General features: G+C 61.3%; 17 protein-coding genes. 7 read left to right on the top strand and 10 right to left on the bottom strand.

Annotation, left to right across the window (positions count from 1 at the left end):
- The first annotated feature begins 26 nt into the window (after window positions 1-26).
- Both hslO and ACESMW_RS16470 read left to right on the top strand, forming a co-directional pair.
- A complete protein-coding gene (gene hslO / locus ACESMW_RS16475; RefSeq protein WP_372988091.1) occupies window positions 27-881 on the top strand; it encodes an Hsp33 family molecular chaperone HslO in 855 nt (284 codons plus the stop codon).
- Between the two features lie 174 nt (window positions 882-1,055).
- Window positions 1,056-2,591, top strand: a complete 1,536-nt coding sequence (locus ACESMW_RS16470) for a phosphoenolpyruvate carboxykinase (protein ID WP_372988090.1) — start codon at window positions 1,056-1,058, stop codon at window positions 2,589-2,591.
- A 178-nt stretch (window positions 2,592-2,769) separates the two neighbouring features.
- Here ACESMW_RS16470 and ACESMW_RS16465 read toward each other — a convergent pair whose 3' ends face one another.
- Together ACESMW_RS16465 and ACESMW_RS16460 are read right to left on the bottom strand one after the other, a co-directional pair.
- On the bottom strand, window positions 2,770-4,833 hold the full coding sequence (locus ACESMW_RS16465; RefSeq protein WP_372988089.1) for a TRAP transporter large permease subunit: 2,064 nt from the start codon (window positions 4,831-4,833) through the stop codon (window positions 2,770-2,772).
- A gap of 27 nt (window positions 4,834-4,860) precedes the next feature.
- The gene (locus tag ACESMW_RS16460; protein WP_372988088.1) at window positions 4,861-5,925 is read right to left on the bottom strand and encodes a hypothetical protein; all 1,065 of its coding nucleotides are present in this window, start codon (window positions 5,923-5,925) and stop codon (window positions 4,861-4,863) included.
- Window positions 5,926-6,160: 235 nt separating this feature from the next.
- On the opposite strand from ACESMW_RS16460, the gene ACESMW_RS16455 reads away from it, so the two are divergent.
- Window positions 6,161-6,433: an HU family DNA-binding protein gene (locus ACESMW_RS16455; protein WP_372988087.1), complete on the top strand. Its 273-nt coding sequence runs from the start codon at window positions 6,161-6,163 to the stop codon at window positions 6,431-6,433.
- Window positions 6,434-6,466: 33 nt separating this feature from the next.
- Here ACESMW_RS16455 and ACESMW_RS16450 read toward each other — a convergent pair whose 3' ends face one another.
- From ACESMW_RS16450 to gshB, 8 genes are all read right to left on the bottom strand, one after another.
- Window positions 6,467-7,498 carry a putative solute-binding protein gene (locus tag ACESMW_RS16450; RefSeq protein ID WP_372988086.1) on the bottom strand — a complete coding sequence of 344 codons (1,032 nt, stop codon included), beginning with the start codon at window positions 7,496-7,498 and terminating at the stop codon, window positions 6,467-6,469.
- A gap of 200 nt (window positions 7,499-7,698) precedes the next feature.
- The gene (locus ACESMW_RS16445) at window positions 7,699-9,003 is read right to left on the bottom strand and encodes a dihydroorotase (RefSeq protein ID WP_372988085.1); all 1,305 of its coding nucleotides are present in this window, start codon (window positions 9,001-9,003) and stop codon (window positions 7,699-7,701) included.
- Window positions 9,000-10,010: an aspartate carbamoyltransferase catalytic subunit gene (locus tag ACESMW_RS16440; RefSeq protein ID WP_372988084.1), complete on the bottom strand. Its 1,011-nt coding sequence runs from the start codon at window positions 10,008-10,010 to the stop codon at window positions 9,000-9,002. The genes ACESMW_RS16445 and ACESMW_RS16440 overlap by 4 nt, the downstream gene beginning before the upstream one ends.
- Window positions 10,011-10,049: 39 nt before the next feature.
- Entirely contained in the window at window positions 10,050-10,559 is a 510-nt protein-coding gene (gene pyrR / locus ACESMW_RS16435; protein WP_372988083.1) for a bifunctional pyr operon transcriptional regulator/uracil phosphoribosyltransferase PyrR, read from the bottom strand.
- Window positions 10,560-10,594: 35 nt separating this feature from the next.
- Complete coding sequence (ruvX, locus tag ACESMW_RS16430) at window positions 10,595-11,035, bottom strand: Holliday junction resolvase RuvX (protein ID WP_372988082.1); 441 nt, start codon at window positions 11,033-11,035, stop codon at window positions 10,595-10,597.
- Complete coding sequence (locus tag ACESMW_RS16425) at window positions 11,028-11,594, bottom strand: YqgE/AlgH family protein (RefSeq protein WP_372988081.1); 567 nt, start codon at window positions 11,592-11,594, stop codon at window positions 11,028-11,030. Before ACESMW_RS16425 ends, ruvX begins: the two co-directional genes overlap by 8 nt.
- Window positions 11,591-12,451 (bottom strand): energy transducer TonB, encoded by an 861-nt coding sequence (locus tag ACESMW_RS16420; protein ID WP_372988080.1) that lies wholly within the window; start codon window positions 12,449-12,451, stop codon window positions 11,591-11,593. The genes ACESMW_RS16425 and ACESMW_RS16420 overlap by 4 nt, the downstream gene beginning before the upstream one ends.
- 52 nt (window positions 12,452-12,503) lie before the next feature.
- Entirely contained in the window at window positions 12,504-13,457 is a 954-nt protein-coding gene (gshB, locus tag ACESMW_RS16415) for a glutathione synthase (protein WP_372988079.1), read from the bottom strand.
- Between the two features lie 296 nt (window positions 13,458-13,753).
- On the opposite strand from gshB, the gene pilG reads away from it, so the two are divergent.
- The 4 genes from pilG to ACESMW_RS16395 form a co-directional block, all read left to right on the top strand.
- Complete coding sequence (pilG, locus tag ACESMW_RS16410; RefSeq protein ID WP_008175635.1) at window positions 13,754-14,146, top strand: twitching motility response regulator PilG; 393 nt, start codon at window positions 13,754-13,756, stop codon at window positions 14,144-14,146.
- 32 nt (window positions 14,147-14,178) lie between these two features.
- Window positions 14,179-14,541 (top strand): twitching motility response regulator PilH, encoded by a 363-nt coding sequence (gene pilH, locus ACESMW_RS16405; protein ID WP_011787171.1) that lies wholly within the window; start codon window positions 14,179-14,181, stop codon window positions 14,539-14,541.
- Between the two features lie 22 nt (window positions 14,542-14,563).
- Window positions 14,564-15,109: a chemotaxis protein CheW gene (locus tag ACESMW_RS16400; protein ID WP_372988078.1), complete on the top strand. Its 546-nt coding sequence runs from the start codon at window positions 14,564-14,566 to the stop codon at window positions 15,107-15,109.
- A 91-nt stretch (window positions 15,110-15,200) separates the two neighbouring features.
- Window positions 15,201-15,651 (top strand): type IV pili methyl-accepting chemotaxis transducer N-terminal domain-containing protein (locus tag ACESMW_RS16395; RefSeq protein ID WP_372988077.1); only part of this gene is annotated, 451 nt, incomplete at its 3' end.

The raw sequence follows: 15,651 nt of genomic DNA, 5'->3' as shown, positions 1-15,651 counted from the left end.
AGTATTCAATTTCCAGGAGACAGACCATGGCATCCCGTGACCAGTTCCAACGCTTTATCTTCGAGCACAGCCAGGTGCGGGGTGCCTGGGTGCAGCTGGGCGAGAGCTTTCGGGAAATCGGCGGCCAGGCCCCCTACCCGGATTCCGTGCGCGAGCTGCTGGGCGAGTCATTGGTCGCCAGTGTCCTGATGAGCTCTTCCCTGAAGTTCGAGGGTACCCTGTCACTGCAGGCCCAGGGCGATGGCCCGATCAGCACCCTGATGGCCGAGTGCAGCCACGACCGCCATATCCGCGGGCTGGCCCGGTTTGACGAGCATTCCATCCGTGAAGAGGATTTCGAGGCCCTGCTGGGCGAGGGCCGCATGGCCATCACCATCACCCCCGCCCAGGGCCAGCGCTACCAGGGCGTTGTGCCCCGCGAGGAAAACAGCCTGGCCGGCTGCCTGGAGGAGTACTTCGAGCGCTCCGAACAACTTGCCACCAGCCTGTTCCTGTTCGCCGACGAGCAGGGTGCCGCCGGCCTGATGCTTCAGCGCCTGCCGGGCCATACCGAGGAGGACGACGAGCTGTGGGAGCGGGTAAATCACCTGGCCCGCACGGTGGAGGCCGACGAGCTGCTCGAGCTGGACAGCGAGACCCTGCTGTACCGACTGTTCCACGAGGAGACGGTGCGCCTGTTTGACCCGGAACCGGTAGCATTCCGGTGCAGCTGTTCCCGGGAGCGTACCCTTGGTGCCCTGGAAGCCATCGGCAAGGAAGAGTGCTACAGCATCCTGGATGAACAGGGCTCCATCGAGATGGATTGCCAGTTCTGTCATTCTCACTATCGCTTCGATAGAAATGACATTGATCACCTTTTCACCGGTCATACGTTACACTGAACACGGACTTATATTTGCCCGGAAGCCCCAGCTGGCGCGGCTTCCAGGGCAGTCGTTTTTTACCGGCGTCTCTGGCATAATAGCGCGCCTGAATTGACCCGATTGCTCAGATTTCCGTCAATTTTGGGGGGACGGCCTGGGCAATCACGAAGACATCCCGAGGGCGAGGTCGAAGTGAGCAACACTTATAATGATCTGAGTACAGCACGACTGGTCGAGCTGGCACTGGCACGTAACGAAGGCCAGCTGGCTTGCAACGGTTCACTGGTAGTTAAAACCGGTGATCGTACGGGCCGGTCTCCTATGGACCGCTTCATCGTCGAGGAGCCCAGCACTGCTGACGACATCCAGTGGGGGCCGATCAACCGTCCGTTCGACGCTGACAAGTTCGACGCCCTTTGGGATCGCGTTGAAGCCTACATTGCGGAAAAGGACCAGTTCGTTGCCCACGTGCACGTCGGCTCCGACCCCGAGCATTACCTGCCGGTGAAGATGGTCACCGAAACCGCCTGGCAGAACCTGTTTGGCCAGAACCTGTTTATCCGCCCGGACAGCTACAACCAGGCGGACAAGCAGGAATGGCAGATCCTCAACGCCGCCAACTTCGAGTGTGTGCCCGAGCGTGACGGCACCAACTCCAATGGCTGTGTGATCATCAACTTTGCCAAGCGCAAGGTGCTTCTGGCCGGCATGCACTACGCCGGCGAGATGAAGAAGGCGATGTTCTCTGTGCAGAACTTCCTGCTGCCGGAGAAAGACGTCCTGCCGATGCACTGCTCCGCCAACGTCAGCGAGACCGGCGAGACCTGCCTGTTCTTCGGCCTGTCCGGCACCGGCAAGACCACCCTGTCCGCCGATCCGCACCGTTACCTGATCGGTGACGACGAGCATGGCTGGGGTACAGGTACCGTGTTCAACATCGAAGGCGGCTGCTACGCCAAGTGCATCGATCTGAGCCAGAAGAACGAGCCGATTATCTGGGACGCCATCCGTTTCGGCGCCATCGTTGAAAACGTGATGATCGACGAGGAAACCCGGGTACCGGATTACACCGACGTTTCCCTCACCGAAAACTCCCGTTGCGCCTACCCGCTGGAGCACGTGGAGAAACGCGTGATCGAGAACCGTGCCGGCGAGCCGTCCCACATCGTGTTCCTGACCTGCGACATGACCGGCGTACTGCCGCCTGTGTCCATCCTCAACCGTGAAGCGGCGGCCTACCACTTCCTGAGCGGCTACACCGCTCTGGTAGGTTCCACCGAGATGGGTTCCTCTTCCAAGCTGAAGTCCACCTTCTCCACCTGCTTCGGCGCACCCTTCTTCCCGCGCCCGGCCGGCGTCTACGCCGAGCTGCTGATGAAGCGCATGGACGAGTTCGGTAGCAAGGTATTCCTGGTCAACACCGGCTGGACCGGTGGCCCGTACGGCGAAGGCAGCCGTTTCAGCATTCCGACCACCCGCGCCATCATCGCCGCAATCCAGAACGGCGACCTGGACGACGTGGAAACCGAGCACCTGGACGCCCTGAACCTGGACGTTCCCAAGCACGTGCCGGGTGTCGATACCGAACTGCTGAACCCGCGCCAGACCTGGGTCAGCCCGGACTACTACGACGGCAAGGCACAGGAACTGATTGCCCAGTTCGTCGACAACTTCAAGAAGTTTGACGTGGCCGATTCCATCGTCGAGGCCGGCCCGAAGCTGAGCTGAGTTTCGAAGTGAACATGGGGTCAGAAGAAAGCGTTCTTCTGACCCCGACTTCAGGCTTAAGCTCCGGGTTGGCGGAAGAAAAAAGGGGTCAGATGAAGGCTTTCATCTGACCCCGGCTTAAAGTTCCGCCTACGAAAAGCGCCCTGCACATGCACGGCGCTTTTTTTGTGCCCGGAGATCAGGCGTAGAACAGCAAGGGCGCAAAGGCCACCAGCACCAGGGATATACCCATGGCAATCAACGGCAGGATGATCCGCTCGTGGCGCTGGTAGAAGGTACCGGTTTCCTGCTGGGCGGCCGTGACTTCCGCCTCACCCACCACCTGCCGGGTCAGCAGATGGTTCAGGGCGACCGGCGGACTCAGGTAGCCGAGCTCGAAGGCCACCAGGGTGACCATCCAGAAGTGGACGGGGTGAATACCGCTGGCATAGGCAATACCGGCGACGGTGGCGGTCACGAGAATGACGGCGCCGAAGGCATCCATGATCATGCCGAGGATGACCAGGACCACCACCATCAGCAGCATTGCCGACCAGGCACTGTCGAAGGCCTGAGGAAAGCTCTGCATGATGTGGGAACGCTCAATCACACCGCCGATGCTGACCGACAGGCCCAGTAACAACAGCAGGGCACCAATTTCTGCCGTGGTGTCGTTGGTGGCACCCCGGACACTGCGCTCCAGGCCCTGGTGATTGATCTCGCCGGATGCCCTGCCACTGCGGTTTTTCAGGCCGACATGCTCATACAGCAGAATGGCCAGCATGATCACCGGCAGCAGCCTGGGGGCCGAGAACTCATCCATGGTCACATCCAGGGCAAATCGGTAGAACAGAACCACCACCGCAATCACCAGAACATAGGGGATCAATGGTTTCAGAGCCTGGATCATGGCCGGGAACGCCTCCGAGGAAGGGGCGAGATCGAACCGGCTCTGGCGGTTCACCGACAGCGCCGCCAGGGTGAACATCGCGGCCGTCAGCAGGAACACCCAGATACCCCAGCCGAACAACTCATCGGTGGTGACTTCGCGGTTCAGGTAGGCGATGACCACAACCAGCAGGCATGGCCTCAGAACCACACCGAGGGAGCCGGACATGGCGGTCGCGGCCAGGGCCAGTTGCCGCCGGGCCCCGGCGGCACGGAGCTCGCTGTAGATCACAGCGCCGGCGGCGATCACAAAGATCCCCGAGGCACCGGTGTAGGCGGTCGGTACAGCCGCCACCAGGACAGCCACCACCGCCAGCATTTCTGGTGGCATGCGCCAGGGCCGAAACACGTTGAACACCAGGGTGGCCAGGCGGGTCTGCTTGAGCATCATGCCAACCCAGACATACAGCCCGACGTTCAGGAACATGTCCGCCAGCTCCATCATCTTGCCCAGGTAGATGCCAATTCCGGAGGAGTGGCCGATCAGGGCGAAATAGGTTCCGGAGATCAGGCACATGACCGTGTAGAGCGGCACCGCCAGGAACGCCTTGTTCAGACTGCCGCCCTCCTGGAGATTCGCCGGCATCCGGAACAGACGGTAGAGACTGGCCAGGGTCAGGCAGGCAAAGCCGGCAATCCACAGGTTGTGTAATAACAGTTCCTCACCGGAAACCGAGGTCTCGGAGCCAAGACTGGACTGGCGGAAGATGACACTGGAGCCCAGCAACATGGCATTGGCAATGGTTTGCAGGGTGTGGGAAACGGTGTAGTCCAGGCGGGTTTCCATGGCCCGCATGGCAATGTGGTGACGGGTCAGGGTGGCAGTCACCGCGCACAGCATGACCAGGATCACCAGGATGTAGCGCTGCGATTCCAGGCCAATGGCAATGACGTCTGCAACAAACAGCTCTACTGCCCGGTAGGCCTTGACCCCCGGTGTCAGGTTGTCCTTCAGGTTCTGATAATTCTGATGCGCGGTCCTGCAGTCCGCGACCGACCGCTCGATCGACAGGCGCACCTCGGCCGGATCCTTCTCTTCCGCACCGAGCAACGCCGCCATCGGGTCGTCGCTGTCCGGCCCCTGGGCCATCTCGGCCGCAACGGCGGCATCGATATCCCGATGCGGATCGCACTCCGGTGCCACCGGATCCATTCGGAGCTTGTAATAACCACTCCACAGCTGCTCACCGGTCTGCAGCATCCGGTTGTGGATGTCACTGCTGGTGGAGAACAGCACCACCGCCAGCAGCAGCAAGCAGGCCGGCAGCGACGAAAACCACTCCAGTCCGGTACGACGAAAACCAGCCTTGGTCATAACTACCTATCCCCGGGAACCAGTGGTTTACAGCAGATCGTCCAGATCCATGGTTTCAACCGACTCTTGCCGGTCGTCCCAGAAGGTACCGAGCTGACCCAGTGGTGTGCGGTGGCCGGTATTCTCTACCCACATCCGGTCGGAAATAGCCACGATCATGTTGGTGGCCATGGCATCGACGAAACGCCAGTCCTCGTTGGCCGGATCCTGCTCCAGGGAGTCGGCATGCTCGCGGATGACTTCCCGAAGCCTTGGCTCGTCACCCTTGTTCAGGGCCGCGATAGCATGAAACACGTGTGGTAGGCGCACACCCGCGGCCTCACCCTGATCGTCTGCAATCTGAAGTCGCTCGAAGGCATCCTCGCCCTCGGGCTGGGCGCCGGGAATCATCGCCCAGACAGTGGCCCGCAACGCCATGGGTGCGCCCCACCACTTATCGTTGGCGAGGCAACTGGTGCCCCGCTCCACGACAGAACCGATGTTGGCCGGCACCCCGATCGAGGAGGTGGACTGGATCTGGGCATTCAGGGCCTGCAGTCCCGACAGCAGACCGGCGAGGTAGATGAACTCGTCCATGTCATCCTCGAATTCCGGGCACTCGCCGGTCCCGACCTCGCCATAATGGGCATTGTGGTGCTGCCAGGCCCGGAAATAGCGCCGGGAGGCGAGAGCGTAGGCCCGTTTCTGGCGGATCATGGCATCCTCGGCTTCCTCCGCCTCCATTCCGTTCAGGGCCGCCAGGGCATCCAGCTCGTGCTCCCGGGCCTGCTCCTCGGCGCAGCCACCGGAGGAAAGGTACAGCATGACCGCCAGCTGATCCGGTTCGTCAGTGACCCGGCCGAAGGACATCAGCAGCGGCGCAGTGGCCTCGCTCATGGCACAGCCCATGGCCAGATCCTGTGACTGCATCAGGTAAGGCACCGTGTGGTTGCGGGAAAACCCCTGCATGACGTCACCGGTGGTCTTGTACATCATGCGGTCAATCACACCGCAGCCGGTGACCAGGGTCGTGACGGCAAACGTGGCGAGCAGGCCACGGAAGCGGACCCGCAGGGTGCTCGGAGATCGGGAGTAAATGCGGAGATCGCTCATGACTTCTGTACCTTTTTTTACATTCTTGTTCTGATCACGCGGACTCGACACCGGCAGCCGGCGCAAATGTTACGAACTGTAACCGGCGGGCATTATGGCCTGTCAGGGCCGGTTTTTATGAGACGGGGGCCGCAAATGACGCCTTCGGCCAACGCTTTTGTAACAGCCCGGTTTGCACAATCAGCGCCGAGCCACTATAGATTTCTGTCGACAACGACAATAAGAGGACTCTCCCATGCGTAAACCTGAACTCGCTGCCGCCATCGCCGACCGCACCGGTATGACCCGGGAAAAAGCCAACGAAGTCATCGCTGCGTTCACCGACCAGGTATCCTCAGCTGCCGCCCGGGGCGAGGATGTCAGCCTGATCGGCTTCGGGACTTTCAACATTCGCAGCCGTGAGGCCCGCAGCGGCCGCAATCCCCAGACCGGGGCTTCCATCCGGATTCCGGCCAGCAAGACGGTCGGGTTCAAGGCGGGCAAGGCCCTCAAGGATGCGGTTCAGTAAGGAGCACCGGGCCCGCACAGCGGGCCCTCGTTCTCAGGAGGCACATTCCGCACGGGCACCATCCACCCGGCACCGGATCGCCTTCATCAGCTTGATGGCACGCTCGTCGTAAACGCCGTCCTCCAGCAGTGACAGGCGCACTTTTCTCAGCATCTTGTCGTATTCGGCGGTATCTTCCTGCGGCAGACTCATCCAGACATCCTCGGGAATACCGGCTTCAGCCTCGGCAATGATCCCGTATGCCTCGTCCAGGCGCTGGATGGCCTGGTCCCGCACCATCTGGCCGGCATCATCCGGGAAGCGATCCCGGTGCATGATCACCTGAAAGTTCATGTAGGCCAGCGCATAGCGAACCACGGCACCGTCCGGATTCACGCCCTTGTAAAGTTCCAGGGGCTGGTACGCCACCGCCGGTGCATAAGCGAGATCGACGCTGCCGTTGTTGAACTTGCCGGCAAAGTTGGCGGAGTTTGAACCCACCACCGAGGCTCCGACGTGCCGCACCATGCGCACCGATGCCTCGTCGTAATCCAGGGTCGCGATCCGCTTGCCCTGCAGTTTCTCGACCGAGTCGATGCTGCGATCCCGGGTGTGCAGGTAAATCGCACCGGCCGGGAACACGCCGGCCACCTCGTAGGGTCCGTTCACCAGGAACGGCCGGGCCTTGGGCTGGCTCAGGGTGTTGTACAGCAGGCGCATCTCCTCTTCGCCCGGCACCGCGCCCATGGCTTCGAGACTGCCGGTGAACTTGTTGAACTCGCGGGCGCGGGTGCCGGTCAGCAGGACGGCATCACATTGGCCGGCCTTGAAGTCCTCGGCCGCCACCTTTTCATCGGTGTAGGCCCGCAGGTCCAGTTTGATACCCCGTTTCAGGGCCACCGGCTGGAAGGTCTTGGTGATGGCGAACAGAGGGCCATTGGCCCCCACCGGATCAAAGACGCAGAAGCTGCGCTCGAGGATCTCCTTGGGGGCCTGTTCCTGGGCCTGTCCAAGGGAAGGGAACAACAGGGATGCGCACAGGGTGGCGGCCACGGCCACCCGCTGCGAGAAGTGTGCTGATTTCACGGGATGACTCCTGATTTATTATTGTCGGGCGCCGGAACGTCCGGGTGCCGGCGTTGCCACGTTGTCCTTGAGCGACCTTAGGTCGACCGCTACAAGAATACGTTGGCACAGGTGCCTGCCATCAAGGTCTTTTCAGCAAGAGGAGGGGTTTCTGTGATGGTGTCGACAGGGGTCACCGGACCCCTGCCGCATTTCCGGGGTCAGGCCTGCAACGCATCCCAGGCCTTGCGACCCTCGACCAGGGTCATCCGGACCACTCCCGGCAGCTCTCGGCCGATGACCGGTGCATGGCGTCCGGCTGAAACCAGGGTGCTGTCGTCAGCGGTCCAGGTCGCCGCCGGATCAAACAGACAAAGGTCGGCCATATCACCTTCGGCCAATCCGGCGCTCCGGCCGATGACCGAAGCCGGCCCGGTGGTCAGGGCCCGCACCAGATCGGTCAACGCAAGCTCATCCCGTTTCACCAGCTCCAGCCCCATGGACAGCACACTTTCGATGGTGGACAGGCCCGGTTCGGTGGCCGCCAGCGGCGCCTGCTTGGCGGCGGAATCGTGGGGCTGGTGCTGGCTGACAATGGCGGCAATGATGCCCTCCCTCACGCCGGTCACCAGGGCTTTCCGGTCGGCTTCCGAGCGCAGTGGCGGGCGCACATGGAAGCGGCTGTCAAAACCGGCGAGGGCATCCTCGGTAAACACCAGCTGGTGCATGGCGACGTCGGCAGTGACCTTGATTCCCCGCTGCTGCGCGTCCGCCAGCATTTCGACACTTCGGGCACAGGACAGCTGGCTCAGATGCAGCCGTACACCGGTCTCCTCCGCCAGTAGCAGCATTTCCATGACCGCGGCGGTCTCCGCCACCTCGGGAATCCCCAGAAGCCCCAGACGGGACGTCACCAGGCCGTCATGGGCATAGCCGTCTGCCGCCAGGGCCTGGTTTTCCGGGCTGAACATCACGGTCAGACCAAAGGTCTGGGCGTAGGCCATACAGCGGCGCAGGATACGGGCATTACGCACGCCCCTGGAGCCGTTACCCACGGCGACGCAGCCGGCATTCCTGAGGCCTGCCATATCGCTGAGCAGGTCGCCCTCCAGCCCGCGGGTAATGGCGCCAATGGGCAACACCCGGATCGGGGAGCGACTGGCGGCCACGTCCCGGATCAGGTGCGTAACCGCGCCGGAATCATTGACCGGCGAGGTTTCCGGCGAGGCGCAAACCGTGGTGAAGCCACCGCGCGCCGCGGCCCGGGTTTCAGAGGCAATATTGCCCTTCTGGCCATTGCCCGGTTCACGCAGGTTGCAGCACAGATCGACAAAGCCCGGGGCAATCACCCACCCGTCGGCGTTGATGGTGTCATCCACATCGGCCGTGCGCGCCTGGTTGCCGGTGGCGGCAATCCGGCCATCGCGGATCAGCAGGGCGTCGTTCTCGGTTTCCCGGCCCTGGCCATCGATCAGACGACCACCGGTAATCAGCAGCGGCGAGGATTGGTTACTGGTATGACTCATGCCTTTGCCCTCTCTGCCTTCTGCTGACGTTCTGCCACCTGGCCACCCATGGCCATGGACATGACCGCCATCCGGATGGCGATACCGTTGGTGACCTGATTGAGAATCACCGACTGGGGTCCGTCCGCCACCGCCGATTCAATCTCCACGCCCCGGTTGATCGGCCCCGGATGCATCACGATGCATTCCGGATGGGCCAGGGCCAGCTTCTCGCGGTTGAGACCATACAACCGGTAGAACTCCCGCTCACTGGGCAACAGGGCCCCTTCCATGCGCTCCTTCTGGAGCCGCAGCATGATCACCACATCCAGGTCTTTCATGCCTTTTTCCATGTCGTATTCGACTTTACAGCCGAGGCTCTCCACGTCCTTGGGCAACAGGGTTCCCGGGGCAATCACCCGGACTTCTTCCGCCCCGAGCACATTCAGCGCCCGGATCTGGGAACGGGCCACACGGGAGTGCAGGACATCACCCACAATGGCGACCTTAAGGCCGTCAAACCGCTGCTTGTGCTGGCGAATGGTGAGCATGTCCAGCATCGCCTGGGTGGGGTGGGCATGGCGGCCGTCGCCGGCATTGATGATGGCAACTCCCGGCGTCACGCTCTCGGCGATGAAATGCGGAGCCCCGCTCTGGGAGTGGCGCACCACAAACATGTCGCTGGCCATGGCCTCAAGGTTGAGCAGAGTGTCGGACAGGGATTCGCCCTTGGAGGTGGCGGAGGTGCTGATATCAAGGTTCAGCACGTCTGCGGACAGGCGCTTGGCGGCAAGTTCGAAGGTGCTTCGGGTACGAGTACTGGACTCGAAGAACAGGTTGACCACCGTACGCCCGCGCAGCAGCGGCACCTTCTTGATGGTCCGCTCACCCACTTCGATGAACGAGTCAGCGGTATCCAGGATATCGGTGAGCAATTCACGGTCGAGGCCGTCGAGGGTGAGGAAATGCCGCAACTGACCATCCCGGGTCAGCTGCAAGTGGTGCGGGGAAGGGTCGTGTGCGGTCATGGGTCGCCTGTTTGCTGTGTTGCCGTATGGAATCGCTGGTTACTGCCCGGTTTCCTGTAGTTCGATGCGCAGGGGGTCGGGGCCCCGCAGCTTGACCCGCTGATGGGCATCCAGGTTCAGGACCCGTCCGGCCACATCCGGCTGGATCGGCAGTTCCCGGGCGCCGAGGTCAATCAGGGTGGCCAATATGATACTGGCTGGACGACCGTAGTCGAAAATTTCGTTCATGGCGGCGCGGATAGTCCGGCCACTCATGATGACGTCGTCGATGAGGATGATGTCCCGGCCCTCGGTGTCGAACGGCAGGCTGGAGGGCTTTACCTTCGGATTCAGGCCGATGCGGCTGAAGTCGTCCCGGTAGAACGAGATATCCAGCTCCCCGAATGCCTGATCGATGCCGAGGCGCTTGCTGAGTACATCCGCCAGCCAGACGCCGCCGGTCCGGATACCGATTACCGCCGGCTCGGTCACATTGCGCTCCTCCAGAATCCGGCGCAATCCCGTTTCCAGCTCATCGAGCAGCTGGTTGATATCAAGCTGTGCGGTCATCAGGTCCTCACTGTGTTTCAGGTCAGCCGGAAATCTCAGCCGGCGCTATTATCCTGTTCCCGGAACCAGGTTTCCAGGATCAGTACCGCGGCGCGGTCGTCGACACCATGGCGGCCGAAATCGCGGCTGCCACCGCGGGCCATGACGTCACCCTTGGCCTCGAAACTGGTAAGACGTTCGTCCACCATTTCCACCGGGTAATGGAAACGGCCGTGAATACGGTTGCCGAACTTGCGGGCCCGGGCACACATCTCGTTCTCGGAGTCGTCCATGTTCAGGGGCAGCCCCACCAGCACCAGGTCCGGCCGCCACTCCTCCAGCAGTTTTTCCACCACCGACCAATCCGGGATACCGTCCCGGGCGGGAATCATCCCCAGCGGCTCGCCGGTACCCAGCAGTTCCTGCCCCGAGGCCACGCCGATCCGACGGGTACCGAAATCGAACGCCATCACCCGGCGATTGCCCGCCTCAGGCATGACCACCGAACTCGGTCAGCTGGTTCAGATCGATGCCGATCAGCTCGAGTACCGCCTGGTAACGATCCCGGGCCGGGGTCCGGAACAGGATATCGGTACTGGCCGGACAGGTCAGCCAGGAGTTACTGCCCAGTTCCTCCTCCAGCTGACCCTCGCCCCAGCCGGAGTACCCCAGGGCCACCAGGAACTCTTCCGGGCCATCGCCACGGCCGATGCCGGCCAGAATATCCCGGGAGGTGGTCAGCAGAACGTCCTCGGCCACCTGGGCGGTGTTCTGCCAGTTGGTACCGGGACTGTGCAGTACGAAACCCCGCTCGGGCTGGACCGGGCCACCACTGTAGACCGGGAGATCCAGCTCGGAGCCGTGCATGTCCAGCTGTTCCAGGATCTCACCGAGGTGGATGTCCAGCGGCTGATTGATCATCAGTCCGAGGGCACCCTCGTCGGAATGCTCGCAGATGTAGATCACACCTCCGTGGAAACGGGGGTCGGCCAGCCAGGGCGAAGCCACGAGAAAGTGGTGCTGCAGACTGTTGGGAGATTTCCTGGTTGCTGTCATCCGGATGTCAGCCCCCGTCGTTGGAAAGACCAGGTTCGTATGATTTCCAGCTCATCCACTTGCTCGCGCATGTCTTCCGGGAACGGGGCGAACGGGGATGCCATGCGCACGATGCGGATGGCGGCGTCGTCCAGTACCCGGCTGCCCGAGGATTGCAGGATAGCCACTTCCTTGATTGTGCCATCTTTCTTGAGTGATACCAGCATCCGGAGCGTGCCGTAGATACCCGCTCTCCGGGCTTCGGTCGGGTAATTGATATTACCAACGCGGGTGACCTTGCTGATCCAGTTCTGGACATACCAGGCGTTGGTGGATTTCAGGGTCGAGGCAGACGTGACCCGCATGACCCGGGGCTTGCGGGCGTAGGCCTGTTGCTGGGCGTCAAACCTTGCTTCGAGGCTGGCGATTTCCAGGCTGCGCTCCATCAGACTCTTCTTTTTCTCCACCGGCTGCGGTTCCGGCTCGGCTTTCTCTTCCGGTTCGGCCACCTTGCGACGGGAGGGCGCGGTGGTCTGCACCACCGTCTGTTCCTGCTGCTTCACCGGTTCCGGCCGGGATGGCGGCTCGGGCTGTACCTGTGCCGGCTCCGGCTGGCTGACCTCGGCCGGCTGGGGTGTGGTCATTTCCCGGGGTTCGTCTTCGGTGCCACTGCCCTGCTGATTGGTCTGGGCCAGGAAATCGGCCTTCTCCGGGGCCTTCTCGTCTTCAAACTGGGACAGGGTGATTTCCATGGTCTGGGCCGACGAGCGCGGAGGCTCCGGCGCGAAGGTAATACCCAGCACGATAATCGCGTGCACGGCCAACGCCATGAACAGGGTGAAGGAAAACCGGTCAAAATCGCTTACCTGAACTGCCATTCCTGTACCTGATCCTGTCGTTGGTCCTGCACTGCTCGCCCCGTAATGTCGGTTACGCCTGCTTCAGGCGCTTTTCAATGGCATCCATCAGCATGCCGCCGATATCGATGCCGTAGGCCGCATCCAGTTCCCGGATGCAGGTGGGGCTGGTTACATTGATTTCCGTCAGATAATCGCCGATCACGTCGAGGCCGACAAACATCAGGCCCTTCTCCTTGATCGCAGGAGCGACGCGGGCACAGATTTCCCGGTCACGGTCGGTCAACTCCCGGCCCTCGCCCCGGCCACCGGCCGCGAGGTTGCCGCGATTCTCGCCCTGGGACGGAATCCGCGCAAGGGCATAGGGCACCGGCTCGCCCTCGATGAGCAGGATCCGTTTGTCACCATCGACAATCTCGGGAATGAATTTCTGGGCCATGGCCTGGTGGGTGCCATAGTTGGTCAGGGTCTCGATGATGACGCCCAGGTTGAAATCGTTCTCCCGCACCCGGAAGATCGAGTGACCACCCATGCCGTCAACCGGCTTCATGATGATATCACCATGCTCGGCATAGAACTCGCGGAACCGGTGCGCCGAACGGCTGACCAGCAACGGCGGAGTAAGATCCTCGAACTGGGTGGCGAACAGCTTCTCGTTACAGTCCCGCAGCGTGGCGGCCGGGTTCACCACCAGGGCGCCCTGCAGTTCCGCCGATTCCAGGATGTAGGTGGCCATCAGGAACTCACGGTCAACCGGCGGATCCTTGCGCATCAGGATCACATCCAGATCGCCCAGGGCCCGGTCCTGGCTGCCGCCGAAGCTGAACCAGTTCTCCGGGTCCATATGGACAGTCAGATCCCGGGTGTGGGCCATCGCCCGGCCACCGTCGAGGTACATGTCCGGCAGTTCCATGTATTCGATCTCCCAGCCCCGCTTCTGCGCGGCCAGCAACATGGCGAGCGAACTGTCTTTCTTGAACGTGATGTTTTCGATGGGATCCATCACAATCCCGAGTCGGACTGTCATAGTGTCTCTTGAGCTCCTGGGAAGTAAAAACACGAACCGGTCAGCAGAGCACACCGGGCGTTAAATGCTATCCTGAGACGTCAGATGGTATTGTACCCGAGCCGCGAATGCATCCGGAGATATCCTCAGGAGATACGTGACTGTGCGGGCAGAAGTACATTTAGTCACAAACTAATACTTTTTATATGGCCATCGATATTCTATAACTGAGCGGGATTTATAGAAGAACCTTGAGGTTTGTGTTAAAACCCCCGTTCCAAAATAAAGATAGTCGCTGAGCGCAAGGCAGTTGGACAATGGATGACAACTTCGAGAATCTGAAGATTATGGTGATCGACGACAGCAAAACGATTCGTCGCACCGCAGAAACCCTCCTCAAGAAGGTCGGCTGTGAGGTCATCACCGCGACTGACGGCTTTGACGCTCTGGCCAAGATTGCCGATTCCCAGCCGGACATCATTTTCGTCGACATCATGATGCCGCGCCTGGATGGCTACCAGACCTGCGCACTGATCAAGAACAATTCCTCTTTCAAAAAGACGCCGGTTATCATGCTCTCCAGCAAGGACGGACTGTTCGATAAAGCGAAAGGTCGCATCGTAGGCTCTGACCAGTATCTGACCAAACCGTTCAGCAAGGACGAGCTACTCAACACCATCCGCCAGTACGTACCACAGGCGGAACAGTAAACCTGCTGAAATCAAGAACCATCGAGGAAACCATGGCCCGCATTCTGATTGTTGATGACTCCCCCACCGAGGTGAAGAAGATTTCCACCATCCTGGAAAAGCACAAGCACGAAGTCCTGACCGCCGATAACGGCGCGGATGGTGTTGCCAAGGCCCGCGCCGAAACGCCGGATCTGGTCCTGATGGACGTAGTCATGCCCGGCCTGAACGGCTTCCAGGCGACCCGCCAGCTGACCCGTGCACCGGAGACTGCCTCCATTCCGGTTGTCATCGTCACCACCAAGGACCAGGAAACCGACCGCGTATGGGGCACCCGTCAGGGCGCCAAGGGTTACCTGGTAAAGCCGGTGAACGAAGACGACCTGATCAAGACCATCAACAGCCTGATCGCCTGACCCTCACAACCTTGGAGTACGCATGTCCGCCCAGGCCGCCCCATTTGCCGTTCTGACGTATATCGCCCAGCGCAGCCGGTCCATGGCCGCCGGCCTGCCGGAGCAACAGGAAGCCGTTGAGCTGTGGAACGGCATCGGCTTCGTGTTATCGGGTGAGCACTATGTGGCCCCCATGGGTGAAGTGACAGAAATTCTCCACGTTCCCCGCTTCACCCATATTCCGGGTGTGCGGCCATTCTTGCTGGGCGCCGCCAACGTGCGCGGCCGCCTGCTCCCCCTGGTCGATCTCGCCAGCTTCTTCGACATCCCCCGCTCCTCGCGCAGCCAGCGTGACCGGCGGGTTCTGGTCGTGGAGCAGGGGGATGTGTTCAGCGGGCTGGTCGTGGACAGCGTCCTGGGGATGCAGTATTTCGCAACCGACAGTTTCCGGGAGGCACCGCAAGGGGTCCCCGAAAGCGTTCGTCCGTTTGTTACAGGCGGCTACGAACGTAACGAGGAAGTCTGGAGAGTGTTCTCCGCTGCCGATCTGGTGGCCGACGAGCGCTTCCTGGACGTTGCACAGTGGTAAGGGTGGTGACACTGGCAGGAACATCACCCTGACCGCCTGAAATCCGCTAAAACAGACTTGCCAACATTTTGAAGAGGCCGGGAGCCAGAACATGAAAAACAGAGCCGGAAGATTGGGTATGGGACAGGGAGGCAACAAGCTCGTTGCCGGCCTGATCGCCGCACTGATCGCACTTACCGTCCTGCTCGTTGCCGTGCTGTTCATCATCAACCGTGACAGCCAGAACGATCAGCGATACATCGCCCAAACTGCGGAACTGCGGGTACTCTCGCAGGCCATTGCGAAGAACGCGACCGAGGCCGCCGGCGGTACCGCCGAGGCGTTCAACCAGTTGCGCCGCTCCCGTGATGACTTCCAGCAGCTCTGGACCAACATTACCGAAGGCAACCCGGAAACCGGCCTGCCTCCCAGTGAACTGGCACAGCAAAGCGGTGTTCAGCAGAACTGGAACATCGTTCGGGAAAATGCCGACAGCATCCTCTCCACCCAGGATGCGGTACTGGGCCTGCACGAGGTTGCCCGGACCCTGAACGAAACCATCC

The organism is Marinobacter sp. (assembly GCF_041690455.1).
Taxonomy (GTDB): Bacteria; Pseudomonadota; Gammaproteobacteria; order Pseudomonadales; family Oleiphilaceae; genus Marinobacter.
The sequence above is the reverse complement of the archived record's forward strand: the minus strand, read 5'-3'. Positions and strand labels throughout refer to the sequence as shown.